The 25,237-nt window shown below is 48.3% G+C and carries 20 protein-coding genes; 15 read left to right on the forward strand and 5 right to left on the reverse strand.

Annotation, left to right across the window (positions count from 1 at the left end; translation table 11 throughout):
• Positions 1-4: 4 nt before the first annotated feature.
• The 3 genes from FHW36_RS12130 to FHW36_RS12140 form a co-directional block, all read right to left on the reverse strand.
• On the reverse strand, positions 5-1,768 hold the full coding sequence (locus FHW36_RS12130; protein WP_145668271.1) for an ABC transporter ATP-binding protein: 1,764 nt from the start codon (positions 1,766-1,768) through the stop codon (positions 5-7).
• Positions 1,752-3,494, reverse strand: a complete 1,743-nt coding sequence (locus tag FHW36_RS12135; RefSeq protein WP_145668274.1) for an ABC transporter ATP-binding protein — start codon at positions 3,492-3,494, stop codon at positions 1,752-1,754. Before FHW36_RS12135 ends, FHW36_RS12130 begins: the two co-directional genes overlap by 17 nt.
• A 177-nt stretch (positions 3,495-3,671) precedes the next feature.
• Positions 3,672-4,241 (reverse strand): NADPH-dependent FMN reductase, encoded by a 570-nt coding sequence (locus tag FHW36_RS12140; RefSeq protein WP_145668277.1) that lies wholly within the window; start codon positions 4,239-4,241, stop codon positions 3,672-3,674.
• Positions 4,242-4,469: 228 nt separating this feature from the next.
• Between FHW36_RS12140 and FHW36_RS12145 the strand changes: the two genes are divergently transcribed.
• The 4 genes from FHW36_RS12145 to FHW36_RS12160 are packed head-to-tail and all read left to right on the forward strand — an operon-like array spanning position 4,470 to position 6,765.
• Positions 4,470-5,099: a helix-turn-helix transcriptional regulator gene (locus FHW36_RS12145; protein ID WP_145668279.1), complete on the forward strand. Its 630-nt coding sequence runs from the start codon at positions 4,470-4,472 to the stop codon at positions 5,097-5,099.
• Between the two features lie 57 nt (positions 5,100-5,156).
• Positions 5,157-5,558: a hypothetical protein gene (locus FHW36_RS12150; protein ID WP_145668282.1), complete on the forward strand. Its 402-nt coding sequence runs from the start codon at positions 5,157-5,159 to the stop codon at positions 5,556-5,558.
• 3 nt (positions 5,559-5,561) lie between these two features.
• Positions 5,562-6,008 (forward strand): AAA family ATPase, encoded by a 447-nt coding sequence (locus FHW36_RS12155; protein ID WP_145668285.1) that lies wholly within the window; start codon positions 5,562-5,564, stop codon positions 6,006-6,008.
• On the forward strand, positions 5,998-6,765 hold the full coding sequence (locus FHW36_RS12160) for a tRNA(His) guanylyltransferase Thg1 family protein (RefSeq protein WP_145668288.1): 768 nt from the start codon (positions 5,998-6,000) through the stop codon (positions 6,763-6,765). Before FHW36_RS12155 ends, FHW36_RS12160 begins: the two co-directional genes overlap by 11 nt.
• On the opposite strand, the gene FHW36_RS12165 is transcribed toward FHW36_RS12160, so the two are convergent.
• A complete protein-coding gene (locus FHW36_RS12165) occupies positions 6,760-7,317 on the reverse strand; it encodes a hypothetical protein (protein ID WP_145668291.1) in 558 nt (185 codons plus the stop codon). The two genes, FHW36_RS12160 and FHW36_RS12165, sit on opposite strands and share 6 nt — an antisense overlap.
• A gap of 151 nt (positions 7,318-7,468) precedes the next feature.
• Between FHW36_RS12165 and FHW36_RS12170 the strand changes: the two genes are divergently transcribed.
• Positions 7,469-8,233 (forward strand): SDR family NAD(P)-dependent oxidoreductase, encoded by a 765-nt coding sequence (locus FHW36_RS12170; protein ID WP_145668294.1) that lies wholly within the window; start codon positions 7,469-7,471, stop codon positions 8,231-8,233.
• Positions 8,234-8,332: 99 nt separating this feature from the next.
• Positions 8,333-8,722, forward strand: coding sequence for a hypothetical protein (locus FHW36_RS12175; protein WP_145668297.1), 390 nt, complete (start codon positions 8,333-8,335; stop codon positions 8,720-8,722).
• A 10-nt stretch (positions 8,723-8,732) separates the two neighbouring features.
• Here the strand turns inward: FHW36_RS12175 and FHW36_RS12180 are convergent, their stop codons facing one another.
• On the reverse strand, positions 8,733-10,049 hold the full coding sequence (locus FHW36_RS12180) for a sensor histidine kinase (protein ID WP_145668300.1): 1,317 nt from the start codon (positions 10,047-10,049) through the stop codon (positions 8,733-8,735).
• Between the two features lie 285 nt (positions 10,050-10,334).
• Here FHW36_RS12180 and FHW36_RS12185 point away from each other — a divergent pair, with 285 nt between their 5' ends.
• From FHW36_RS12185 to FHW36_RS12225, 9 genes are all read left to right on the forward strand, one after another.
• Complete coding sequence (locus FHW36_RS12185; protein WP_145668310.1) at positions 10,335-10,865, forward strand: RNA polymerase sigma factor; 531 nt, start codon at positions 10,335-10,337, stop codon at positions 10,863-10,865.
• Between the two features lie 85 nt (positions 10,866-10,950).
• The gene (locus FHW36_RS12190) at positions 10,951-11,862 is read left to right on the forward strand and encodes a FecR family protein (RefSeq protein WP_145668322.1); all 912 of its coding nucleotides are present in this window, start codon (positions 10,951-10,953) and stop codon (positions 11,860-11,862) included.
• 125 nt (positions 11,863-11,987) lie between these two features.
• Complete coding sequence (locus FHW36_RS12195) at positions 11,988-15,440, forward strand: SusC/RagA family TonB-linked outer membrane protein (RefSeq protein ID WP_186452404.1); 3,453 nt, start codon at positions 11,988-11,990, stop codon at positions 15,438-15,440.
• A gap of 19 nt (positions 15,441-15,459) precedes the next feature.
• Positions 15,460-16,908, forward strand: coding sequence for a SusD/RagB family nutrient-binding outer membrane lipoprotein (locus FHW36_RS12200; RefSeq protein WP_145668342.1), 1,449 nt, complete (start codon positions 15,460-15,462; stop codon positions 16,906-16,908).
• A gap of 187 nt (positions 16,909-17,095) precedes the next feature.
• On the forward strand, positions 17,096-17,686 hold the full coding sequence (locus tag FHW36_RS12205) for an RNA polymerase sigma factor (protein WP_145668353.1): 591 nt from the start codon (positions 17,096-17,098) through the stop codon (positions 17,684-17,686).
• Between the two features lie 149 nt (positions 17,687-17,835).
• Positions 17,836-18,774, forward strand: coding sequence for a FecR family protein (locus FHW36_RS12210; protein WP_145668363.1), 939 nt, complete (start codon positions 17,836-17,838; stop codon positions 18,772-18,774).
• Positions 18,775-18,872: 98 nt separating this feature from the next.
• Positions 18,873-22,250 carry a SusC/RagA family TonB-linked outer membrane protein gene (locus FHW36_RS12215; protein ID WP_145668373.1) on the forward strand — a complete coding sequence of 1,126 codons (3,378 nt, stop codon included), beginning with the start codon at positions 18,873-18,875 and terminating at the stop codon, positions 22,248-22,250.
• An 18-nt stretch (positions 22,251-22,268) separates the two neighbouring features.
• On the forward strand, positions 22,269-24,062 hold the full coding sequence (locus tag FHW36_RS12220) for a RagB/SusD family nutrient uptake outer membrane protein (protein WP_145668378.1): 1,794 nt from the start codon (positions 22,269-22,271) through the stop codon (positions 24,060-24,062).
• Between the two features lie 32 nt (positions 24,063-24,094).
• Complete coding sequence (locus FHW36_RS12225) at positions 24,095-25,207, forward strand: glycoside hydrolase family 76 protein (RefSeq protein ID WP_145668384.1); 1,113 nt, start codon at positions 24,095-24,097, stop codon at positions 25,205-25,207.
• The last annotated feature ends 30 nt before the right edge of the window (positions 25,208-25,237 follow it).

A 25,237-nucleotide genomic window follows, 5' to 3' on the forward strand; every position in this document is an offset into this window, starting at 1 on the left:
AGAACTAACTCTCCCTCACACCATGCAGCAATTTTTCCATGGCATTTTGCAGGGACCCGGCACGCGTTACCTCCCCGGAGTTGACAAAAAATATCTCATCGGCATTTTCGATGGTATTCAGGCGGTGTGCGATGATTACACGGGTAGTGGTATCGGGCAATTTTTCAAGGATTTCTCCCAGCAGTTGTTCCGTAACGGTGTCGATATTGGCAGTGGCCTCATCAAGGATCAGCAGGTCTGGCTGACGGAGCACCGCTCTCATAAAGGCAATCAGTTGTTTTTGCCCTAAGCTCACACCATCACCGCCAGACACCACTTTGGTATCCAGCCCGTTTTCAAAAATGGCCAGCAACTTTTCCAGGTTAGCTTCGCGGATCGCTTCCGTGAGTTGTTCGTTGGTATAATCTTTATAACGAGGGTTGCCGTACAGGATGTTCTCTTTTACGGTACCGGTAAATAGGAAAGGTTCCTGGAGAATAAACCCGATTTTCCGGGAACGCTCATCTGCGGCATAAGCCCGGATATCTTTCCCATTCAGCAAAACGGTACCCTGGGTAGGATCATACAGGCGGGCAATCAGGGAGGCGGTAGTAGTTTTGCCTCCGCCGGTAGGTCCTACCAGCGCATAGGTTTTGCCTCTCTCTAAAGATAAATTGATGTTGTGCAATATTTCCCTGCCTTCCGGGTAACCGAAATGCACATTTCTGAACTCCAGCAGCGCCGGCGAAAGGGATGGCTGCGCGGTATCGGGAATGGTGACCAGGTCTGTTTCCAGCTCCAGTATTTCGGCGATACGATCCCAACCCGCCATAGCCACCTGGAAGTTGGCCCAGAGCGTAGCGAGTTGCCGCAGCGGATTATAAAAATAGGTAGCGTAGGCGAGGTAGCTCACCAGCAAGCCTATACTGAATTCTCCCTCGCTGATCAGGTAAATACCTCCCGTGAGCACCAACAATTGCGCTATACTGGCGCACATGGCATAGAAAGGAAGGAAGATATTGTTAGCTAAACCTGCGCCGATAGCGGTTTGATAATTTTTTTCGTTGGCTTCATTAAAACGTTGCCGGAAATAATCGCGGCGATTGAAGGCGATGATCACTTTAAAATTACTGAGACTTTCCTGTATCTCTGCACTCATACCACCTACCGTTTTCAGGTTGGCCGCATTCTTTCTCTTAATCCAGGGCGAAAGGATACGGGTAAATAGCAGGATTAGCAAAGCAGGCGCCAGTGCGGCAATGCCGATTTTATAGTTGATGATCAGCAGGAAAACACCTGCACCGATCATGGTAACGATGTTGCCCACAAACTGCATCAGTGATTGGGAAAAGAACTGGTTGAGTTTATCAGTATCATTGTTTACCCGGGAGATGAGATCGCCGGCTTTGTTCTGGTTGAAGAAAGCTACGGGCAGCTGCTGTATTTTGCTGAAGATCGTATTCCGCAAGGTGAACAGTGTTCTTTGTCCCACACTTCCCATCAGCTTTGTTTGAAAGAAACTGGTAAAAAGCGCTACCAGGTACATCGCCAGCAGGATGCCGGAAAACACCAGCACGCCATGATACTGTTTATGTTGCACGTAGTGGTCGATGGTATACCCGATAAGGAATGGACCCAACAGGTTGAGGGTAGAGTTGAGCAGGATAGCTAACAAGGCCACCACCAGGTTTTTCTTCTCGTGAGAAATTAATTGCAGCAGGTTTCTGAACGCCGTATAGTTCGACGTTTTATGCTCCTTGCCGGTATATTTATTAAGATTGTAATTCATAGTTGCTGGTGCTTTGTTGGGAGTTAAAAATCTGGATGTACTCAGGACTGGTGAGCATCAGTTCCTGGTGCGTACCACCGGCAATAATTTCGCCCTGCATGAGCAGGATAATCTGGTCGTAGTGGGTTACGGCAGCTATCTTCTGGGTAACAGACAACAGGGTGATACCAGGGTACAGCAATTGTACATTACGCAGGATTTTTTGTTCGGTATTGGTATCTACGCGGGCAGTGAAATCGTCGAGCAGCAATATTTTAGGATTCACGGCCAGCGCGCGGGCCAGCATGATCCGTTGCTTCTGTCCACCGGAGAGACTAGCTCCTCTTTCTGAAACGATGGTGTCCAGTTTGTCAGGGAGACTGTTGATAAACTCTTTCAGTTCGGCGGCCTGGATCGCTTTTTCCAGGGCTTCGTCGGTAACGGTATCATTGAAGGCGATGTTTTCGCGGATGCTCATATTGAAAATGATACTATCCTGGAATACAAAGCCCACCTGGCTGTGGAAGGATTCGCTGTTATAGTCTGTTACCGGGTGGCCATCAACCAGCACGGAGCCTGATGATGGTTTCAGGAGTCCGGTGAGTAAGTTGAGTAATTGCGTTTTCCCGGCAGCGGTGGGACCGATCACCGCCACTTTTGAACCAGCCTTTACAGAAAAGCTGATGTCTTTCAGCACTGGTTTCTGACCGTAGTTGACGGTCACCCCGTTGAAGGAGATATCTCCCTTTAACTGCGCTGTAAGCGTACCACCGGGCATCAGGTCGGGCATATTGATCACGGTGCTGATTCGCTGGTAGGAGGCGGTAGCCTGCGCAATGATGTTGCTCATAAAGCCGATTACCAGGATCGGGAAGATGAGTAGTGCGAGGTAGCTGTTGAACGCCGCAAAATCGCCCAGGGACATGCTGTTGGTGATCACAAAATGGCCGCCCAGCGACAGGATAATCAACCCGGCAATACCGGCGGTAAAGGTGATTACGGGAATTAGTCCAGCAAACAGCCGAACAATTGACAGGCCGAAGCCCATCGCTTTGCCATTGGCATCCAGGAATTTTTCGTATTCCAGTTGCTGGGAATTAATGACCCTGATAAGGGCTGCGCCGAGAATGCTTTCATTGATGACTTTGTTGAGCCAGTCCATGTTTTCCCGGCTTTTCATGAACAGGGCCCTTACCTTGCGTAAAACCAGGAAGAAGGTGATGCCGATAACAGGAAGGGTGGCAATGACTGCCAGTGCCAGTTTCCAGTTAATGGTCAACAGCAGGATGCTTGCGCCGATAATAATGAACAGGGATGATACCAGGGAAACGATGGCCTGTGAAACAAATAATTTGATGGAGTCTACATCGGCAATGAGGTTGGTCAGCAACCGGGAAGGGTTGGCCTGTTCTACCCAGGCATAGCTTTGCCCGGATATTTTGTTGGATATTTTCGTGCGCAGGTTGCGCGCTACCTGTTCAGACACATAAGTTTGTATGATGTTCTGCAGGTAGGTAAAGGTGAGGATGATGATGACCGCTACCATAAATTTTATGAGTAGGGGTTGGAGTTGAAAGGTGCCGTGTCCATAGGCGTCAATTCCATTTCCAATGATTTTGGGTAGCCATAGGTTGAGCCCATTGCTCACCAGCGTAAACAGTATGAGCAGTGCAACCATGCCCATATATGGTTGCAGCAAACTGAATATGCCGGCTTCTTTCTTTTTAGTACCAGCTTCTTGTTTCATCTTAACAGGTGTGTGTTTGGCGGTATGCAGCTAAAAAAGGTTTTCCATTTGGAGACGAATCCGTACTGCAAATATTGTAAAGGGGAGCAAGATATCACAATTTTTTTGCTCCTGGGGGATAAAAATTGGGGAAAGAATATAGCGGAAGAAGCCCATTTCTTCCGCTATATCTGGGTGTTATACGGCGAGTGGTTGTAATTGTTTTTTCTCCTGGACGGCAGATGCCAGCCAGTAGAAATCGTCGATGAATTTTTGTGCCGACCGGGTGGTGTGTTCATTCGTCAGTTCGTGTCCTTCATTGAATGCGCCGTATACTTCTGGTACCAGCAATTTGGTAGGCAGCGGGAATGCGCCCAGGCTGAGGATGACCTGCTGCAGCTGTGATGCAGCATTGATCCCGCCAAATTTTCCTGCGCTGACGCCTACCGTACCAACTACTTTTTTGTTGAATTCGGCGTAGAAGTAGTCCAATGCATTTTTCAGTACGCCGGAAAAACTCCCGTGATATTCCGGTGTTACTAGAATAATAGCATCTGCTGCATGGAGCCGGTTGCTGAGTTCCTGTGCTGTATGTGGTAGTTGTGGATGCTTGCCTACGCGTTCTTCCAGCAGGGGCAGTTGAACGCCGGCCAGATCGACCAGGTCGATGGTCAGGCCCCGTTGCTGTAACGCCTGCTGAAGATGATGTGCTATTTTATGGGACTGCCTTCCCTGGCGTATGCTCCCGATTAATATCGCTATTTTCATCGCAATGGATTTTATGTGTAAATAAAAGCAGGCAGTGCCGGATGTATGGCGACCGCATTATTATTACAAGCTATCAGCCGGAGGGCCCGGCCAGCTGACAGATGGGAAAAACGCAAGCGCTGCCACGGTCTGTATACCAGGCCTGTAGTAGGTTTACCACGTTTCGTTTTAGTTGTGGAACAAAGATAGTATCTTTGTCGAATAAACCAAATAAACACTTTGTTTATTATGAATAATAATTTTCCGGACAACGACCGGGCCATCTGGATACTGAAGACAAAAGGGCCACAGGCCTTGTGTGTGGTGGCAGAGGAGTTAAAGATAACGATGGAGGGCGCGCGTTTCCAGTTGCTTAAACTGGCCAATGAAGGCCTGGTAGAGGCCAGCACGGAAGCCAAAGGCAGGGGAAGACCCAAGCAGATATGGTCGCTGACAGAAGCGGGACATGCCCGGTTTCCGGACAGGCACCAGGACCTGGCCACCCGCCTGCTGTGTACGATGAGCAGCACCTTGTCGCCGGAAAAAATGGGGGAAGTACTACGCGCCACCGCACAGGGCATCGTGGAAAAATACCGCGAGGCGTTGAAAGACAGTAAAGACCTGGAGAGCAAAGTACGTGTGCTGGCTGACCTCCGTAAACGGGATGGTTACATGGCGGAGTTTCAAAAAGAAGGTGATAGCTTTCTGCTCATAGAAAATCACTGCCCTATTCGTGCTGCGGCCAAATGCTGTCAATGGTTTTGCCAGTCGGAACAGGAGATGTTTACCGAAGTACTTGGAAAGAAGGCGCATATCACACGTACTGAACATTTGCCATCAGGGCAGCGCCGCTGCGTTTATCGTATTAGTGGAACGTAATATTTTTTCGCACACGCTATATTAAATAGTAATAGTATCTATCCCAACCAATATTCTATGATCACACTTGTAGTAAGATGGGCCTCCCTGGTAGCCATCGCCGCCGGTACCGCCGGTATGCTTTTTTGTTTTCCGTTTCTTTTTTCTGCTCTTCATGAAGACCTGATCGGCGCAGGGTTTCCGTTTGCGGGGGGCGCTATCATCGCGGGTGCTGGTTTAACAGCGCTTTCCAAGATCGTGGAAGAGGAGGAGCGGTTTATGTGCTCGCTCGTAAAATGGGGTGCATTAACCGCGATAGGATTAGGGGTAGCGGGCATGTTTTTCTGCCTGCAATTCCTGTTCTCCGCCCGCATGGCGGATCTGATAGGGGCTGGCTTTCCGTTTGTAGGCGGGGCTATTATTGCGAGTGCAGGATTGATTACATTGTCGAACCTGGCTGTTAAAAAGATGAGTGAATAACAGATGGAAGCAGTAATTTTTTGTGGCATACAGGCCACGGGTAAATCTTCTTTTTACCGGGAGCGGTTTTTCGATACGCATATGCGGATTTCTATGGATCAACTGCATACGCGCAACAAGGAAAGCCGTTTCCTTGAACTTTGCTTTTCAATGCAGCAGGCTTTCGTATCTGATAATACGAACCCGGCGCGGGCCGACCGCGCCCGGTATATTGCCCTGGCCAGGCAACACAAATTTAAAGTAACGGGATATTATTTTCAGTCGGCCTTGGCACGTGCCATGGCGCGAAACAGCCAGCGCTCCGGCAAAGCATTGATCCCGGAAGTAGGAATCCGCGGTACTTATAACCGCCTCGAACTTCCTTCGCCGGAAGAAGGATTTGATGAGTTATATTTCGTAGAAATTGTTGATAATCTATTTGTCGTTAAACCCTGGAAAAATGAAATTTGATGAATTAGATGAGAAGATGCGCTTGTATGAAACTGCGCACGACCTGGTGGTTTTACCGGAAATGTACATGGTAGCCAGGATTGATGGACGAGGATTTACCCGCCTCACTAAAGAAATACACGCCTTTGAAGCCCCATTTGATGAGCGGTTCAGGGATTACATGATTGCCACTACGCAACACCTGATGAATTGCGGCTTTCACGTAGTATATGGTTATACCCAAAGCGATGAAATTTCGCTGCTGTTTGATTTTAACGAAGCTGCCTTTTCACGCAAGCTCAGGAAGTATCATTCCATATTGGCTGGAGAAGCCAGCGCTAAGTTTTCTATGTTGCTGGGATGTGTAGCCGCCTTCGACTGCCGTATTTCCCAGTTTCCCCATGAGAGACTGGTGGTAGACTATTTTCGCTGGCGTAATGAAGATGCTTGCCGCAATGCCCTGGAAGCGCATTGCTACTGGCGTCTCAGAAAGGATGGTTACTCCCGGAATGAAGCCACCCAGCGACTCTCCGGCGCCAGCGCGGCGGATAAGAACGAGTTGTTATTTTCCTACGGCGTCAACTTCAATGATTTACCCCAATGGCAGAAGCGGGGAACCGGTATTTATTGGGCAGAGGTGGAAAAGGAAGGCTTTAATGTAAAAACTCAGGCAGCGGTCACCGCAAAAAGACGGCAATTGTTTAGCAATACCGAATTGCCCATGAAAGATGCATACAGCGAATTTGTACAGCAGTTTGTCCAGAAAACCGCGTTATAACGTATCTCCCAGGTATTCTGCTGTAATAAACCGGGTACACCGGTGTTGAAGATCCCGGCACTCGTCGAATAATAAAGCTGCGCCCTGGTGACGTTGCACCTGTTGCGTGACCAGCTCCAGGAATAAATCTTCCCTGGCTACTCCCACCGCCTGGAAGTCGGCCATTACAACGTTGGAAAGCGATAAAGCGCAACACAATTGGATAATTGCCCGATCGTTCGCATTAACCTCGTGTATATCGCTGTGGGGATAAACATTTGGTAGCTGGTATATCTCCCGGATAATTGGATGATAGGGGTTCCCATTTTTTGTCACGTAGGACTGCACCGTTTCGGGGATCAATTTGTGCCATAAAGACCTGGGTCCAATTTTTTTTGCATAAGTGAAAGGGTATATCTCCTGGAGTTGGGGCACCATTAATCTAACCGTTTCCATAAAGTAGGGGCCGCCGGGGAAGCCGATGATAACTACCTCGCCGGGGCTCACCGTAAAGGGCGGTATATAGAAACGGCCAATATTGGCGCCAGCAAAGCGGAACAGGGTATTATCCATATAGTTAAATGCTTTGTCAAATATACTGCACCCATTTTACCCACTTTATTTCTCATGGCAAAATACTTAAGTACTCACCATAAATACTTAAACTATCACCACAAACAGTTAACCCGTTTGCCGGAAATTTGGTCTATCAAAAAACAAACAAATGGCAACGAAAAACAAAATAGCACTGGTTACCGGCGGTAGCCGCGGATTAGGCAAAAATATGGCATTGCGACTGGCACAACAGGGCTACCAGGTGCTGATCACTTATAAAAGCAATAAGGAAGAAGCAGAGAAGGTGATAACGGCTATCCTGGAGATGGGAACATCTGGGGCTGCCTTTCAGCTGGATACCGCAGATACCAAAGCATTTGACACGTTCTTCGCTACTTTATCCAACTACCTGGAGAAGGACAACGGTAATGGCCGGTTCGACTTCCTGGTCAACAATGCAGGTATCGATCGCAGGGCGTTGATTGCACAAACGACGGAAGAGGAATTTGATGAACTATTCCAGGTGCATTTAAAAGGCGTGTATTTCCTGACGCAAAAGGCATTGCCTTTTATCAACGACCATGGACGTATCATTAACTTATCGACTGGCCTGGCCAGGTTTGTTACGCCGGGATACGCCGCCTACGCCGCCATGAAAGGCGGTATCGAAGTATTTACCCGTTACCTGGCCAAAGAAGTGGGCAGTCGTGGTATTACCGCCAATGTAGTAGCCCCCGGCATTATTGAAACAGATTTTACCAGGTCCGTATTTGAGCATGCCCCCGAGGCCATTGCGCATATCAAGTCGCAAACGGCACTGGGCCGTACCGGCGTACCAGATGATATCGGCGGAATTGTGACATTCCTGTGTACCGAAGAAGCCTGCTGGATTACCGCCCAGCGTATTGAGGCTTCTGGCGGAATGTTTCTGTGATATCTAATGTTGAAAGATGAAGTGGCTGTCCGGTTATCGGGCAGTCATTTTTGTAAGTGGCCGTTTTTTTAAATTGCCCTACATTTAAATTAAAAAACAATGTCGGGAGAAGCAGTACTGAAGAAATTATACTTTCATAAGGCCGGCAGTGCTTTAATAGTAAATGCGCCGGAGGTATATATCGCCTTAATCGGGGACGTGGTTTACGACCAGCGTCCGGTGGCCCAAAAGAAAGGGGCCTACGAATTTGTGCAGATATTTGCCACAACCCAAAAGGAGTTGGAGCAACTCGTACAGGCTACTGTAGGAGCGGGGAAGCCCGATTGTATCTATTGGGCTTGTTATCCCAAAGGAACTGGCAGTATTAAAAGCGATATCAAAAGAGAAACGGTATGGGGGGCCTTTGAAAAAGTGGGATTGGAAGCTGTCAGCAGTGTGTCTATCGATGATACCTGGACCGCCTTAAGAGCCAGGCCTGTGGCCCGGTAGAGTAGCCGGGTTAATTACCGGCCAGGGGAAGTTCCAGGAAAAAGGAACTGCCACCTGTTTCATTGCTTTCAAACCAGATCTGTCCCTGTTGCGCTAAGGTGTACTCCTTGCAGAGAAATAATCCCAGGCCAGTTCCTTTTTCATTGTCGGTGCCGAAGGTGGACCTTACTTTCAGCGAAAATATATCTGCCTGCCTGGCCGGATCGATTCCTTTACCACTGTCTTTTACTTCAATGCGGCATTTGGCATCGGCGGTTCTGCTGGTGCGGATGTAAATAGCTCCGCCGGCAGGGGTAAATTTAGCTGCATTACCTACCAGGTTGCGGACAATCAGCTGTAGCATGTTCATGTCGGCCATTACTTTGATGGAGGCATCTATATTAATATCGAGGGCGATCTTCTTTTTAGCCACTGCCATTTTATTGATTTTCAGGATAGGGTGTATGGCTGTAGCCACATCTACCGGGGTGAGATGGGTGTTAAGTCCATCCATCTGAGTTTTAGACCATACCAGGATGTTATACAACATTTCCTGGGTGCTGTTCACCACATACAACAGCTCTGTTTCTATCTGGGCCTTGTTTTCCGCATCGAGCTCTATATCCCGCATCAGCTGCAGGTATGACTGTATGGAGGCCAGGGGATTACGCAGGTCGTGGGAGATAAGGGAAAAGAGTTTACTTTTTTCGGAATTCAGCAGTTCGAGTTTACGGTTTTTTTCCTCCCCCCTTTTTTTCTCCTGGTTGTATGCATTTTTCAGATAGACGGTTCCCACAAAAATGGCCAATATACAGGTAATATAAGTCGGCGTCATATCTGCAAAAATATCCCCCCGGGTGTGATAGACGTTCAATATGGCCCCCGGGTAATAGTATTCATAACAAATTAGCCCGATCACGGTCACCAGGTTGAAGGCCAGCCACCAGTAATATTGTTTACTCGGGGAAATCAACATGGTCAGGAAAAAGGCCAGGGTGAAAGATAACAAGGAAGCGCCTTCGATGCCGCTGCTGTAAAAGTAATTGACGGCAAACATCACGTTGGTGCTGATCACCGCCAGGGCAACTCCCAGGTTTACCTGCTTCCGGCACCTCGACAGGTAATAGATAAAGCCGAATACCAGCGTCAGGATCGAAAATATCAGGGAAGTGACGGTCAGGCCCGTGGCATAGTTATAAGGAATATTAAAAGTGATAATAAAGATAGCGATGGCGCAAATGGTATTAAAAATGCGGTTCTCGAGGGAAAAATGAAGTGGATCACCGACAATATTATGAACCATTCCTTGTACTCGCTGCGACAGATTCCGGTTACTGTTTATTGACATGATACGAATTTAAACAAAAAGATTTCTTTGGTATAGTGGTATATAAGGTAATCGGGATATTGAAATGTCATTTTTTTCAGATTTCTTCTTACAATTTGATTAATTTTCAAAAAGAAACGTTGTACAACCAAAATATAATTTCAGCCGTTATGAAAAGCATTGTCTGCGCTACATTGCCCCCCTATGGCATAAATCAGACCAACTTAATTAATGTTTTAATAATGTAACATTCGTTTACCCGGTAAACGGATAAAAGTAATTTCGTCAGGTGCGATCATTCAATATATGACAACCCGTTTAACAGACATAGCACTGTTTCATCTTATCAAGGAGGATAGCATGGAGGCCTTTACAGCATTGTATATGCGGTACTGGGAGGAGTTGTATGGGTATGCCTGGAAGATACTGGAAGACAAAGCGCCGGTAGAAGATATACTACAAGAACTTTTTTTGCATATCTGGGACCGGCGGAAGCGTCTTAGTATAGACCATCATGTAAAAGCCTATCTCTATAAAAGTCTTAAAAACCGGATCTATAATTTTCTAAAAGCCAATGCAGTGAAAAACGCGCATTACGAGGCGTTGTTCAATAGTATGAGCCAGCTGGCAGAGGAAGATGCTACCATAGACCGGAAAGATTATATACAGCGCTTACTTTCCCACCTGGAGACGCTCCCTGGAAAAATGAGGGCCATTGCGCGCCTTTATCTCCTGGAAGGCCATAATATTAAAGAAATTTCCGATCAACTCTCCCTTTCAGAACATACCGTTCGTAATCAACTCGCCAATGTAAAGCGACGACTTCTCGGGAAATAGTATTTGTTAATGAAATGTTAAATACGAGAATCGCCTGATCAAAAAGTAACGGCCCAATTGTCTTCGTATACACATACCGGTTATTATGCGGCGAAGAGACAAAAAAATAGCGGACTTCCTGGATCGGCTTAGTCAGGAGAATAAGGCTACGCCATTTGCTTCGGAAGAAGAGCGACAACAGGCGCAACAACGTCTGCTCAGCGGCATTATGGCAAGGGTGGAAGCGCCTGCGCCACCTACCGGTCGCATTATCAGCATGGCCCGCATTGCCGTGGCCGCAGCTACGCTCTTATTGCTGGGCGGTATTACCTGGCTATGGCAACAGCGCTCCGTTAATACGCCTGTAGCCCTTACGTGGATCAGCACCGGGGTAAGGGAACAAAAGCGGGTAATGCTCCCCGATAGTTCCATTATTATATTAAATGCCGGTACCCGGCTGAGTTATAGTACCGCCTTTAATAAAAAGGACCGGGTAGTTACGCTGCACCAGGGAGAAGCCTTCTTCGACGTACATACCAACGCTACTATTCCTTTCAGGGTGCTTACCGACAGTATCAGCACAACGGTGCTGGGCACCTCTTTTAATGTCATGAAATATGCCCGTGCCCATACGGTGAAGATTACGGTGAAAACAGGAAAGGTACAGATAGGTACCACCAGCAAAGTACTGGGCAACCTGCTGCCAGCAGATATGATGCTGGTAAACGCCCAAACCGGCCATTTTACCAGCAGCCATGATGACGGACTACAGGGCGATGAATGGACCAGCGGCCGTATCATCATGCGGGAAGAACCTTTATCAGCTATCCTGGAGCGGCTGGAAATGATTTACGGGGTAACATTTGACCGGCATTCGTTGCCCGACGATTCGCTGCGGACAATCACCTTCAACGCCAGCACGCCCCTGCCGCAGGTGCTGACCATTGTAGAAACCATTAGTAATGTGCGGTTCGATAAAAAAGACGACCAAAACAAAATTCACGTCTATGTAAAATAAAACAGCATTCGCCCTAACGAATGCTGCTGAAAAACTCTCACATAAAATGTAAGCTCATGATTCTCATTTCTAAAATTAGAGAAAGGATACCTATTTGCCAATTATTTAGGGCAAAAGTACTCCGATTGTTTTTATGGCTGCTGCCCCTGGCCTGGAGCACTACCATGGTAGGGCAAACCGGCGCGCAGCTCGACAAAAAAATCCCCCATGTGACCATTGCCGCCGGCAATGCACTGGACGCCCTGAAAGAAATTGAAAAAGTAACCGGGCTCAATTTTGCCTACAATGCCAACCAGCTAAAGAATTTCCCGGTAAACCGGCAGGTATACGACAACAAATCCCTGCGTGAGATATTAGCCAGTATATTGAAAAACACGAAATCGGTAGTAAATGAACAGTCGGGCGTGATCGTCATCTTACCGGGTGCGGCGCAGGATGCCGCTCCCGGCAGGCCCACGAAGAAAACCGGCGGTATCGTTACCGACAAAAACGGCCCTCTTCCCGGTGTAACTGTCATTGAGCAGGGCACCAACAACGGCACTGTTACCGATGAAAACGGGCGCTATACCATTAAGCTGAAAAGCGTACCAGCTACCCTCGTATTCAGTTTAACCGGTTCCAAAAAGCAGGAAGTTCCTGTTGCGGAAGAAGGTACCCTGAACGTTAACATGGAAGGGGATTTACAAAAACTGGGAGAAGTAGTGGTAACCGCTTTGGGCATCAAAAGAGAAGAACGTTCGCTGGGATATGCCGTACAGAAAATAGGCGGCGAGCAGGTGGGGACCAGCAAGATCACTGACCTCAAAACAGCGCTGGCAGGAAAGATTGCAGGCGCTCAGCTGGTAGGCGCTCCCAGCTCCACTTTTCGCGATGCCGGTATCAGGATACGCGGCGCCAACAGCCTGGGAGGCGGTTCCCCGATTTATGTACTGGATGGTACCATCATTTCCCATACCGATATTAACCTCGACAACATAGAATCTATTTCTGTGCTGAAAGGCGCTGCCGCTACCGCCCTATATGGTATCCGCGCTGCTGCCGGTGCTGTATTACTGACTTCCAAAACAGGTAAACGGAATCAGCGCATGCGGGTGGAAGTCAACTCCGGTACCGCTTTCGAAAAGCTGTCGGTGATCCCGCAATACCAGAATATTTACGGCGCAGGAGATAATACCAATTTTGATGTATTCCATTTTGATCCCAACAAACACCCGGCCGACTGGCAAAGATTTGACGGGCAAAAAATGGTGCAATATTATATGGACCAGAGCTGGGGCCCGAAAATGGATGGCACCATGGTAAGAGAATGGTTTAGCTGGTACCCCGGCGAAGATTTTGGTAAGGAAACACCCTTTGTATCGCATCCCAATAATATCCGCGACTTTTTTCGTACCGGCATCAATCTCAACAACAGCGTAGCTTTTTCCGGTGGCTCTGAGCGGGCGTCTTACCGCCTGTCGTACGCCAATCAGTACCGGGATCTTATTTATCCCAATGCCAACCGTAAACGTAATTTTATCGACTTCGCCGGTACGTTTGATGTAACCGATAAGTTTTCTGTTTTTGCAGACATCAACGTTGTGACCACCAAACAGATTGCCGAACCCTATGACGGTGGTAACTCCAACCAGCGGAGCATCATGGCCCAGTTTAACCAGGAGTTTCAACGCTCCGTAGACATGAAGCGGTTAAGGCCCTACAAAACACCGGATGGCACCTACCGCACCTGGAATATCCTGGGTCCCAACGGTAATGATTCTGCTACCGCCTTACGTCCCCGCAAGCGCGATAACCCCTACAGCGTGTACTATGAAAGCTATCGCCGCTACTCCAACTTTCGCGTGTTTGGTAATGCCGGGTTCAACTACAAGATCTTGCCTAACCTGAAGTTAACGTCGCTGGTACGGGCCGATATTATGGTGGATGACTACGACGATCGCATTGCATCCGGTACGGTAAAGCAGGACTGGTACAAATCCGGCTCCTCGCTGCCGCGTGAGTTCAACTACGAAATGACCCTAAACTACAACAAACAATTACGCGACTGGTCGGTAGATGCGTTGCTCGGCGGCAATATCCGTCATTATAAAATGACCCGTAATGAAGCCAACACCGTGGGCGGATTAAGTGTGCCCAACCTCTACGCCATCAATGCTTCCAACCAGCGGCCCAATGCCTTCAACGATTACTTTGAACAGGAAGTACGCAGTGTATATGGTAAGGTGTCGCTGGGATACAGGCATTTGTTGTATATAGATGTAACCGGGCGTAATGACTGGTCGTCTACCTTACCCGTTGCGAAGAATTATTATTTCTATCCTTCCGTATCGGGTAGCTTTATTTTTACAGAGCTGCTGCCGAAGAGTAACTGGCTGAGCTTTGGTAAAGTAAGATTAGGGGTGGCGCAGGCCGGATCGGATGCCGGTATCTACGCCATCAACACCGGGTATAACCTGCAAAATCCTTATGGCAATTCCCCGGCATTGAATACACCCGACCAGCTGATAGATCCTCATCTGTCGCCTTCGCTGAGCACCAGCATAGAAGCGGGGCTGGCGTTGAAGCTCTTCGATAACCGTGTAGGCATTGATGTGAGCGTCTACAAAAATAAGAATACCAAACAGGTGGCCAGCCTGCAGATCAGCGAAACCAATGGCTACAACAGCTACCTGACCAACCTGGGTGAAATACAGAGTAAAGGAGTGGACCTGGCTATAACGGCTACCCCCATACGAAACCGCGATTTCAGCTGGGACCTGTATGCCAACATCGCCACCAACAAATCGAAGGTCATTGACCTGGCCGCCAATATGGACAACTACCTGGCAGCCTCCCGGGAAAATGGATTAAGACTGGAGCTGGATCACCGCAAGGGCGCTGAATGGGGCCTGCTCGTAGGGCCAACCTTCCAGTATTACCAGGCCAAAGATGCCAATGGCAAACCAATTGAAAGCGCCTCGAATGGTAAACCTATACTCAACGCCAACGGTGCTTACCTGACCAACGAAAATCAGCCACTGGGTTCTATCTTGCCTAAATTTACCGGCGGATTGGGGAGCACCTTTGTGTATAAGAATTTCGACTTTAGTTTTTCCATCGACTACCAGGTAGGCGGTAAATTCCTATCGCTCACCAAGATGTTCCTGCTGGGCACAGGCCTGGATCCGGCTACTGTGGGCACCAACGACAAGGGTATCGACTGGCGTTTGCCGGTAGCCCAGGGTGGCGGTATCAAGCCGGATGGCGTGCTGGCCGACGGTACGCCGTTTAACGGCTACGTGGAAGCACGTACGTATTACTGGACTTACCTGTTTAACAAAGTAGCGCCGCCATTTATTTTCGATGCCAGTTATGTAAAGCTGCGGGAATTGCGGTTGGGATACACTTTTGCGGCAAAGCCCTGGACCAGGCGTTTGGGCGTCAACAGCCTGAATGTAGCCTTGTATGCACAGAATCCGTGGTTGATTTATACAGCCCTGAAAGGTATTGACACGTCCGAACTGGAAAGTTTCTGGGAAGAAAGAGGACAGGTGCCGGCTACCCGCACCATTGGCTTTAATCTGAAACTGGTATTGTAGGCTATCAAAACATTTACTTATGAAGCGTCAATATATTACTTATATACTATTGCTGGTATTATCACTATATGGATGTAAGCCGGGCGATTTTGGGGACATTAATACCAACCCCAACATGCCTACGAAGCCTTACACCGGTTATTTGCTCACCAACATTATCAGGGACATGGCCTCTACCATTGGCGGTAGCAGCGGCGGCCCTATCCGGGAAGCGCCTTTATACGCGCAGCATTTATCTGAAATGACTTACCAACGGGAAGGGGTATACGTAAAAGGTAACTGGGATTTTGGTTACTACCAGGGAGCATTAAATGATTTGCAGGTAGTGATCAGCGTTAACTCGGATCCTGCCAGGAAGGCCCAGGCGCTATCATTTGGCTCCAATGCCAACCAGCTGGCGGTGGCGCGTATCCTCCGGGCGTATTTCTTTTTACACCTGACCGATCGTTGGGGAGATGTCCCTTACTTTGAAGCCCTGAAAGGCAACGATAATCTTACCCCGGCTTACGACAGGCAACAGGATATTTACAATGATCTGTTCAAAGAATTAAAAGCGGCGGCGGCGCAGTTTGATGGAGGGGTAAATGTAAAGGGAGATATTTTATTCGGCGGCGATCCGTCAAGATGGAAAAAGTTTGCCAATACTATGCGCCTGGTGATGGCCCTGCGTTTGTCGAAAATAGATGCTGTTAAAGGAAAGACGGAATTTAATGCTGCCCTGGCCGATGGCGTGATCACGGATAATAAAGACAACGTGGTGTACAACTACCTGGCAGGCGATCAGAATAATGAAAACTACTGGTCGTACAGCTGGCGGGTAGACAACAACCCCTATGCGTTGTCCAAGACGTTGGTAGATATGTTGCTGGCCAATAATGATCCCCGCCTACCGAAGTTTGGCGATAAAGCGGGAGATGGTTTATATCACGGGCAGCCTTATGGCGTCATCAATACCAACTTCGGCTCCATGTCTATGCTGGGCGCGGGGATGCGTAAGCCGGAATCGCCGGTGTATGTGTATACCGCTGCTGAAGTACAGTTTGCGCTGGCAGAAGCGGTGAAACTGGGCTGGATACCTGGCAATGATATCGATGCCGCTACTTATTATCTCAATGGTATTAAATATTCACTGCAACAGTTTGGCGTATACACTGATGCGGCCTATGCCACCTGCATTGCTACCCCTGGTGTAGCCTACGATCCTGCCCATGCGCTGGAGCAGATCGGTACCCAAAAATGGGTGGCCCTGTTCCTCAACGGCTGGGAGGCCTGGTATGAATGGAGACGAACAGGTTTTCCCAGACTACAGCCGCCTGCCAATGCACAAACCCGTGATGGGCAAATTCCCCGTCGCCATGGGTATCCTTCCAGGGAAGCATTATTGAATAAAGCACATTATGATGCAGCCGTGCAACGCCTGGGTGGCCCGGATGACCTGAGCAGCCGGGTGTGGTGGGATAAGCAATAGGGTGCAGAAAGCTTAAAGCAGAAAGCAAAAAGCAAAAAGCTATTGTTGCAACTGATCTTAGCGAATATTTATAAATCGCATTGGTCATTCGCAGCAATAGCTTTTTGCTTTCTGCTTTAAGCTTTCTGCTTTTCCCAAAGATTATCACTATTTTTCCGGGGTATTTGGCCACTTAATATGCGCAATAATGATGGGCGATGGTGATTTACTACAGCTTATAAGGCAAGATGACACAGCCGCATTTGAATCTATTTATGATAAATACTGGCAGGCCCTTTATTTAAAGGCTTGTCAGCGGGTGGATAAGGATGAGGCAAAAGATATAGTGCAGGAAGTGATGATCACTTTATGGAGAAGGAGGCAGGAGATCAGCGTGAAGCAGGAAGGAGATCTGGGACGGTACCTGTTTACCGCCATCCGGTACCGGGTGATCAGTCACTATGCATTTACCGCCACAGAAATTAAGCGGGCCGGTTTTTTCGACACTTTTGAAAATCAAATAACAGCAGATACCCTGGAAGCGAAAGAGTTGCAGGCCCGTATTGAAGCGGAGATAGGGCGGCTACCAGCCAGGATGCAACAGATTTTCCGCCTGAGCCGGGAAGATGATCATACCATTGCAGATATTGCGCATATGCTCCAGTTGTCGGAGCAAACGGTGAAAAACCAGCTGACGGATGCGCTGAAAAGGCTCCGTACCTCCCTCAAAGCCTCTTCTACGGGCGATTGGACCCTGGTATTGCTTTACCTGTTCTTCCACGTACATAATAACCATTAATCCGTTCCTTACTATCCTTGTCACCTGTTTTCTGTTGGTTGTGATTCAACCGGGGAAAAGTATGTGCGGTAGACTGGCGGGTAAAATTTTTTTTTCAGCAGACTAGTACCAGACCAAATTTTTTCAGATAAGTAATAAAATCGCAGGCATTGGAAGTCAGTAAAATCAGACAACTCTTTAAGAAATATATGCTGGGGCATACCTCCGGGGAGGAGCAACAGGTGGTAGAGCAGTGGTATCAACTGTTTGATGCCGATGTTTTGCCCAATATGGACGAAGCAGAACAAGCCCGGGTAAAACAGGAAATATGGCGGGGTATACAACCGCAAATTGTAGTGGCTAAAACGTTTTATCTCAAACGGCCCTGGGTCAGGGCGGCGGCAGCTATATTGTTACTGGCCGGCGCCGGCGCCACCTGGTTGATGCTTCATTCTCGCAGCACTGCACCACGTTATGCCACTTATACCACCCGCGTGGGAGAAAGAATTACCATTCACCTCGGAGATGGCTCCCTGCTGGCCCTGAACGCCGGTACTACCATCCGGGTACCGGAGGATCTATCCAAAACAAGAACCCTGCAACTCATTGATGGAGAAGCTTTCTTTGATGTGAAAACGAACCCCGACCTGCCTTTTATCGTAGAAAGCGGCCCTGTGCGCACTACGGTACTCGGTACTTCCTTCAATGTAGCGGCTTATAAAGACATGCAGACGCTCACCGTAGGCGTGGTATCCGGAAAAGTACGCATCGCCACCAACCACGAGCAGCTACAGGTATTGGAACGCGACCAGGAACTCATCTATAATAAAACAAACCGGCAAATGAGAGTGGCCTCGGTAGACGAAAGTTTACCTGGATGGAAAGAAGGCAGACTGGTATTTAACGACGTATCGTTCGATGATATGGTAATACTGATGGAAAAGAACTTTGGCATCAGCATCAGCACTACAGCAGATCATGTGAAGTCGACCCGGTATACCACAGAACTACCAACCGGCATGGATCCGGGAAAAGCAGCGCAGGTACTGGCAGCTATCCATCACCTGAAAGTACGGGTAGTAAGCCCGCATACCGTGATTTACGAGTAATAAATAAATATATCACCAAAAGCTAAACGCAAAAAAAGACAGCAATGCCACGTAAATGGAACCTTTTGTTAATGCTAACAATTAATGCCTAACCACGTATGAAGAAAATTGTAAAAGAATTTAAAAAACGAATGCTGGTCATCGTTTTAATGCTAACCTGTGCGCCGACCTTATTGCCGGTATACGCAGGACAAGGGCAAATCCTCCATGAAACCAGCGTTACCATCGCCCTGAAAAGCGGTAGCCTGGAATCAGCATTGCGCGATTTGCACCGGCATACGAAGATCACCTTTGCCTACGACCGGCAACTGATCCGTGCCTATAAAGTAGACGGGCACTCTTTTTCCAACGAGCGACTCGACTATGTTCTGGAAAAATTATTGCAGCATAAATCGCTGGGATTCGCGGAAGTGAATAATATTATCGTCATCAGTAAATTGAATACACCGGCATCATCCATTAGTAGCCCTGCCCGCCAGGAAGTAGTGGTGTCGGGGATCATCAGGGATGAAACCGGTAAACCACTCCCCGGTGTAAGCGTAGCCGTTAGAGGGGTGAGCACCATGACCACCACCGATGCGGAAGGTAAATACAAAATCCTGGTGAATCCGGATAATGCGGTACTGGCTTTTAGCTTTATCGGTTATGAAACAGCAGAAGTAACGGTAGGTAGCCAAACAGTGATCAGCCTGCAATTGAAACTTGCCAGCAAATCGCTCGGAGAAGTAGCTGTAGTGGGCTTCGGTACCCAGCGTAAAGTAAGCCTGGTGGGGGCGCAGTCCACCATCAATCCCAGTGAATTCAAACAGCCGGCATCAGATATTTCTACTATGCTGGCGGGCCGTATATCCGGCATAGTAGGTGTACAGCGCTCCGGCGAGCCCGGCAAAAGCGGCGCCGACATCTGGATCCGCGGTATTGCTACCTTTGGCGACGGCAACAAATCTACACCACTGGTATTGGTAGACGGCGTAGAACGTGCTATCAATAATATCTCTCCGGAAGACATTGAGTCATTTACTATCCTGAAAGACGCTGCCGGAACAGCCGTATATGGCGTACGTGGGGCCAACGGCGTTATCCTGCTGAAAACAAAAACCGGTAAGGTAGGTAAACCACAGATCTATTTTGACTACAACGAAGGCGTTAATTCTTTTACCAAAAGGCCTAAAATGCTGGATGGTATTACCTATATGAACCTGGCCAATGAAGCGGCTACCGGCCGTAACCAGAATCCTATCTATTCCCAGGAAAAAATTGATAAAACAAAAGCAGGCGCCGATCCGTTGTTGTACCCCGACGTAAACTGGATGGACGCCGTATTTAATAAATACGGCCATACCCGCAACGCTAACCTGAATGCCAGCGGTGGCGTGGAAAATGCACAGTACTACGTATCACTCGGCTACTTTAATGAAAGTGGTTTCCTGAAAACAGACGAACTGTCGAAGTACAACTCTTCCCTAAAGTACAACCGCTACAACTTCACCTCCAATCTCAACCTGAAAGTCACTAAAACAACTAAACTGGATGTAGGTATACAGGGATATTTCTCCAATGGTAACTACCCCGGCATTCCCAGCCACGATATCTTCCAGAGCGCCATGGATGCTTCTCCGGTAGCTTATCCTATTATGTACCCGGGCAACCTGGTACCCGGGCAATCTGCCAACGGTGGTTTCCGCAACCCCTATGCAGACCTGACCCGCCGTGGATACCGTAATGAGTTTAAAAACCAGCTGTATTCCAATATCCGCGCTACCCAGGACCTGAGAGCCCTTACACCGGGATTATCGGTAACAGCTATGTTTGCGTTTGATACCTACAACCAGAACTATATTATCCGTTCCAAAAGAGAGGATACGTATTACCCGGACATGAATAATCCCTACAAACCAGATGGTTCGCTGAACCTGATTAAAACTTTTGTGGGAGATGATTACCTGGGATTCGACAACGCCAACAACGATCGTCAAACCAGCCGGCAGTTTTATACAGAAGCTGCTATCAACTACGATCGCGGATTTGGTAAGCATCATGTTACCGGTCTGGGATTGTTCTATTCCAGCGACAAGACCAATACACTGGCAGGCGATTTCATTAACTCTATCCCCGAACGTTACCTGGGCATAGCGGGTAAGGCGGCCTATTCTTACGATGACCGCTATTTTGCGGAGTTCAATTTTGGTTATAACGGTTCAGAATTATTTGCACCGAAAAATCGTTATGGTTTCTTCCCCGCTATTGGCGTGGGCTGGGTAGTATCGAACGAACGCTTTTTTGAACCGCTGAAAAACGCGATCTCCTTTCTGAAGTTCCGTTACTCCAATGGGAACACCGGTTTGGGTAGTGCGCGTGAAAGGTTTCTGTATATCACCAACCTGAATACCAACGACAATACTTATAAATATGGAACCGGTTTCGTAGATAACGGACGCGGTATCAGTATTAACCGCTACGCTACAGATGTACGCTGGTCGGTGTCCAATAAGCAAGACCTGGGCGTGGAAATGGTGGTGCTGGGCGACCGCCTGAGAGTGAACCTGGACGTATTTAAAGAACATCGTACCGGTATCTTCCTGCAGCGTGCTTCTAACGTGATGTTTATGGGATTGGAGAACCAGCAGTTTGGTAACCTGGGCGTAGTCGACAACCAGGGACTGGATGCTAACCTCGAATACCGTATGAAGATAGGACAGGTGGCCGTAAATGTGCGGGGCAACATTACCTGGAATAAGGATAAGCTGATAGAAGATGACCGTCCGCCGCAGTTATACCCCTGGATGGAGCATCGCGGCAACAATGTAAACGCCCGCTATGGCTATATCGCAGAAGGATTGTTTAAAGATCAGGGGGAGATAGATAAAAGCGCGGTACCCGGCGACCGCTCCCAGGTAAAGCCAGGAGATATCAAGTATAAAGACCTGAATGGCGATGGCATCATCAACTCTGCCGATGTTACAAAAATTGGCCGCGGCGATATACCGGCCGTGGTATATGGCTTCGGAGCGGATATCAGCTATAAAGGTTTCAATCTCACTTTCCTCTTCCAGGGCTTATCCGATGCCGACCGCCTGTTATCCGGCAGTGCCGTGATTCCTTTCAACGGTGGTGGCGGCGTTACCAACGCCTTCAGTATTGCTACCGACCGGTGGACAGAGGACAATCCCCGCCAGGATGCCTTTTATCCAAGACTTGCCTATGGCGAAGCAGAGAACAAAAACAATACACAGGCCAGTTCCTGGTGGGTGAAAGATGTGAGCTTTATCCGGCTGAAGCAATTGCAGCTGGCGTATAACCTCCCTGGCAGCTGGTTACAGCGCATAGGAATCCGGAATGCGGCTATCTACCTCAATGGTATCAACCTGCTCACCTTCAGCAAGTTTAAGTTGTGGGATCCTGAACTGAATACAGATAACGGCTCTTCTTATCCTAATGTAAGAACGATTTCGTTGGGCGCTAACCTGAAGTTTTAATCACATAAGTCACTGATCATGAAAAAGCTATTATATATTTTGCTGGCTATAGGATTATTATCTTCCTGTAGAAAATACCTGGACCAGGTGCCAGACGACCGGTTAACCATTGAGGAAACGTTTCGTACCTGGGCCACTGCCCAGCGTTTCCTCGACAACGTATACAGCAGGATTCCTGATGAATTCGGACAGCGTAATCCAGGCGATAATACCAACCGCGGACTGTGGACCGGTGGTTGCGATGAAGCTGATTACGTATGGGGCTTTGTACAGTCGAACGATGTAAACATTGGTAACTGGGATGCCAAGTCAGGTTTTGTAGGTGATTACTGGAGAAATTTTTACAAAGGTATCCGCGCTGCCAGCGTATTTATCGACAATGCCGACAAAATCATTGACCTTACGCCGGAGCTAAAAGAACAGGCCAAGGCGCAGGCCCGTGCGCTGAGAGCCATGTACTATTTTTACCTGATGCGTATATACGGTCCCGTAGTATTAATGGGGGAAAAGCCGGTAGCGGTAGATGCCACCCTGCAAATTCCCCGCAATTCCTTTGAAGAATGTGTGAACTATGTAGCAGATGAATTGCAGAAAGCGGCGGCAATATTGCCGGTAGATTATTCTTCCGATAAGCTGGGGCATATTACGAAAGGGATCGCGCTGGCTTTCCGGGCTAATGCCATGATGTACGGCGCCAGTCCTTTGTACAATGGTAATACCGACCTGGCGGCCCTGAAAAATAAGGATGGCAAGCAGTTGATCGGGCAGACCTACAATCCCCAGAAATGGAAGGATGCTGCCGCGGCCTATAAAGCTTTTATAGATGAGTTTGTACCAGGTACCTATCACCTGTTTACAAAGAATGATGCCAATGGTAATTTTGATCCGTATCTTTCCTGTCGCGATGTATTCCTGACCGACTGGAACCCGGAAGTGATCCTGGCTCGTCCCGACAACTCTCTCGGCTCCCGCCAGTACGAGATGACACCTTATCACAGCGGGCAGGATTCGAGGGATGTAAGAGGCAGTGGCGGTTTGGGCGCTACGCAGAATATGGTAGACGCATTTTTTACGAAGAATGGCCGAAGTATCGATGATCCGTTGTCGGGCTATGTGAAAACCGGTTACTCCGATTTCCGGGCGCCTAACGACAAGGTAACGCAAAGTATCTATAACCAGTGGGTAAACCGCGAGCCGAGGTTTTACGTAAACATCACTTATGATGGCAGCATCTGGCTGAATAAAAGTTATCCGAATATTGTAACCCGCCTGTATAACACGGGTAACTCCGGAAAGAAAACGGGAGGTAATGATTACACGCCTACTGGCTACATCGTGCGTAAAGCCATGGGATTAGATAAATGGGATATTGGTGGCCGTACACTGATGCTGATCCGCCTGGCGGAAATTTTCCTGAGCTATGCAGAGTGTGTAAATGAAGCCGATCCCGGTAACCCGGATGCGTTGAAATACATTAACCTGATCAGGGAACGAGCGGGTATTCCACAGTATGGCTCGGCTTCATTGCCGGCGCCCATCGGGCAGGCGGCAATGAGAGATGCTATCCGCAAAGAACGTCGTGTAGAGCTGGCCTTTGAGAACAACCGTTTCTTTGATGTGCGGCGCTGGAAGATCGCAGAGCAAACAGAAAATGGTCCTATTTATGGGTTAAATATCAGTGCCGACTTGCCAGACTTCCTGAAAGTGGTACCTTTCGAGACCCGCGTGTTTAATAAACGTCATTACTTTTTCCCCATCCCATCCGATGATGTAGACAATGACCGTGAACTGATACAGAACCCGGGATGGTAACAATGCTTAACACAATCAGTAAATAAACAGCTATGAAACGAACCTTTATATTGCTTGCGGCTTTGCTGTTGCATAGTAATTGTTCCCGTAGCGGCGCTAAAAATGATGTACCGGGGCCCACCCCGGTACAAGGCGTTTCTTTTACGCTGAAAGACGCCACTACGGCCTATAATACGTTTAACCAATATTTCTACAGCAGCAGCGATAAGCTGTATTATGCTACTACCGCGCAAAAGACGATCGGCGCCATCTGGACCCAGGCCATTTACTGGGACATGGCCATGAACGTATATAAGCGCAGCGGCGCAGCGGCAGATCTCCAGCGGGTAAATGATATTTTCCAGGGAGGCTTTAACCGCTACGACCAGTATAACTGGAACAATACCAAAGAGTGGTTTATCTACGATGATATGATGTGGTGGATCATTTCCTTAGCCCGGGCGCATCAGCTCACAGGAAACAAGAACTACCTCGACTTGTCTTTGTCGGGATTCAAACGGGTATGGGATGGTTCCTATGACCCTGCAGGCGGCGGTATGTTCTGGGATTTTAGTCATAATGGAAAAAATGCCTGTATTAACTTCCCCACCGTGATAGGCGCTATGACCTTATACAATATTACGCACGATGCCACTTACCTGCAAAAGGCTAAAGACGTGTATAGCTGGGGCGTTAATAACCTGTATGATGCCAGTACCGGCAGGGTGGCCGACTACTATGTAAATGGTCGCAAGGACTGGACAGACTATACCTATAACCAGGGAACTTTTATCGGCGCCGCGGTAATGTTGTATAAGGCCACCGGCGCTCCGGCTTATCTTGACCAGGCGAAGCTGGCGGCTACCTATACGCAGAAAACCATGAGCGATGTAAATGGTATACTGCCGGCGGAGGGCGACTGGAATGAACAAGGTGTGCTGAAAGCAATTTTCGGTCAGTATATCATGATGTTAATCAATGACGGCAAACAAGCCCAGTTTTTGCCCTGGGTACAGCAGAATATCAATGCTGCCTGGGGGAACCGCGATGCTGCGCGGGGGCTTACCTACCGTAATTATAAGGTGCCGTGTGTAACCGGTGAACTGCAATCGTATGAGGCCAGCAGTGCGGTGTATATGATGCAGGTTTGCCCGCCGGCTAAGTAAACAGGAACATCGTTTTCATTAGGTAAAGTG

The sequence above is a fragment of the Chitinophaga polysaccharea genome (assembly GCF_007829335.1).
GTDB lineage: Bacteria > Bacteroidota > Bacteroidia > Chitinophagales > Chitinophagaceae > Chitinophaga > Chitinophaga polysaccharea_B.

Coding starts and splice junctions, on each gene's coding strand:
- FHW36_RS12165 (WP_145668291.1), bottom strand. CDS start 7,317: ATGGATAATACCCTGTTCCGCTTTGCTGGCGCCAATATTGGCCGTTTC.
- FHW36_RS12145 (WP_145668279.1), top strand. CDS start 4,470: ATGAATAATAATTTTCCGGACAACGACCGGGCCATCTGGATACTGAAG.
- FHW36_RS12180 (WP_145668300.1), bottom strand. CDS start 10,049: ATGTCAATAAACAGTAACCGGAATCTGTCGCAGCGAGTACAAGGAATG.
- FHW36_RS12150 (WP_145668282.1), top strand. CDS start 5,157: ATGATCACACTTGTAGTAAGATGGGCCTCCCTGGTAGCCATCGCCGCC.
- FHW36_RS12190 (WP_145668322.1), top strand. CDS start 10,951: ATGCGGCGAAGAGACAAAAAAATAGCGGACTTCCTGGATCGGCTTAGT.
- FHW36_RS12200 (WP_145668342.1), top strand. CDS start 15,460: ATGAAGCGTCAATATATTACTTATATACTATTGCTGGTATTATCACTA.
- FHW36_RS12130 (WP_145668271.1), bottom strand. CDS start 1,768: ATGAATTACAATCTTAATAAATATACCGGCAAGGAGCATAAAACGTCG.
- FHW36_RS12155 (WP_145668285.1), top strand. CDS start 5,562: ATGGAAGCAGTAATTTTTTGTGGCATACAGGCCACGGGTAAATCTTCT.
- FHW36_RS12205 (WP_145668353.1), top strand. CDS start 17,096: ATGATGGGCGATGGTGATTTACTACAGCTTATAAGGCAAGATGACACA.
- FHW36_RS12140 (WP_145668277.1), bottom strand. CDS start 4,241: ATGAAAATAGCGATATTAATCGGGAGCATACGCCAGGGAAGGCAGTCC.
- FHW36_RS12135 (WP_145668274.1), bottom strand. CDS start 3,494: ATGAAACAAGAAGCTGGTACTAAAAAGAAAGAAGCCGGCATATTCAGT.
- FHW36_RS12185 (WP_145668310.1), top strand. CDS start 10,335: ATGACAACCCGTTTAACAGACATAGCACTGTTTCATCTTATCAAGGAG.
- FHW36_RS12220 (WP_145668378.1), top strand. CDS start 22,269: ATGAAAAAGCTATTATATATTTTGCTGGCTATAGGATTATTATCTTCC.
- FHW36_RS12170 (WP_145668294.1), top strand. CDS start 7,469: ATGGCAACGAAAAACAAAATAGCACTGGTTACCGGCGGTAGCCGCGGA.
- FHW36_RS12225 (WP_145668384.1), top strand. CDS start 24,095: ATGAAACGAACCTTTATATTGCTTGCGGCTTTGCTGTTGCATAGTAAT.
- FHW36_RS12215 (WP_145668373.1), top strand. CDS start 18,873: ATGAAGAAAATTGTAAAAGAATTTAAAAAACGAATGCTGGTCATCGTT.
- FHW36_RS12160 (WP_145668288.1), top strand. CDS start 5,998: ATGAAATTTGATGAATTAGATGAGAAGATGCGCTTGTATGAAACTGCG.
- FHW36_RS12175 (WP_145668297.1), top strand. CDS start 8,333: ATGTCGGGAGAAGCAGTACTGAAGAAATTATACTTTCATAAGGCCGGC.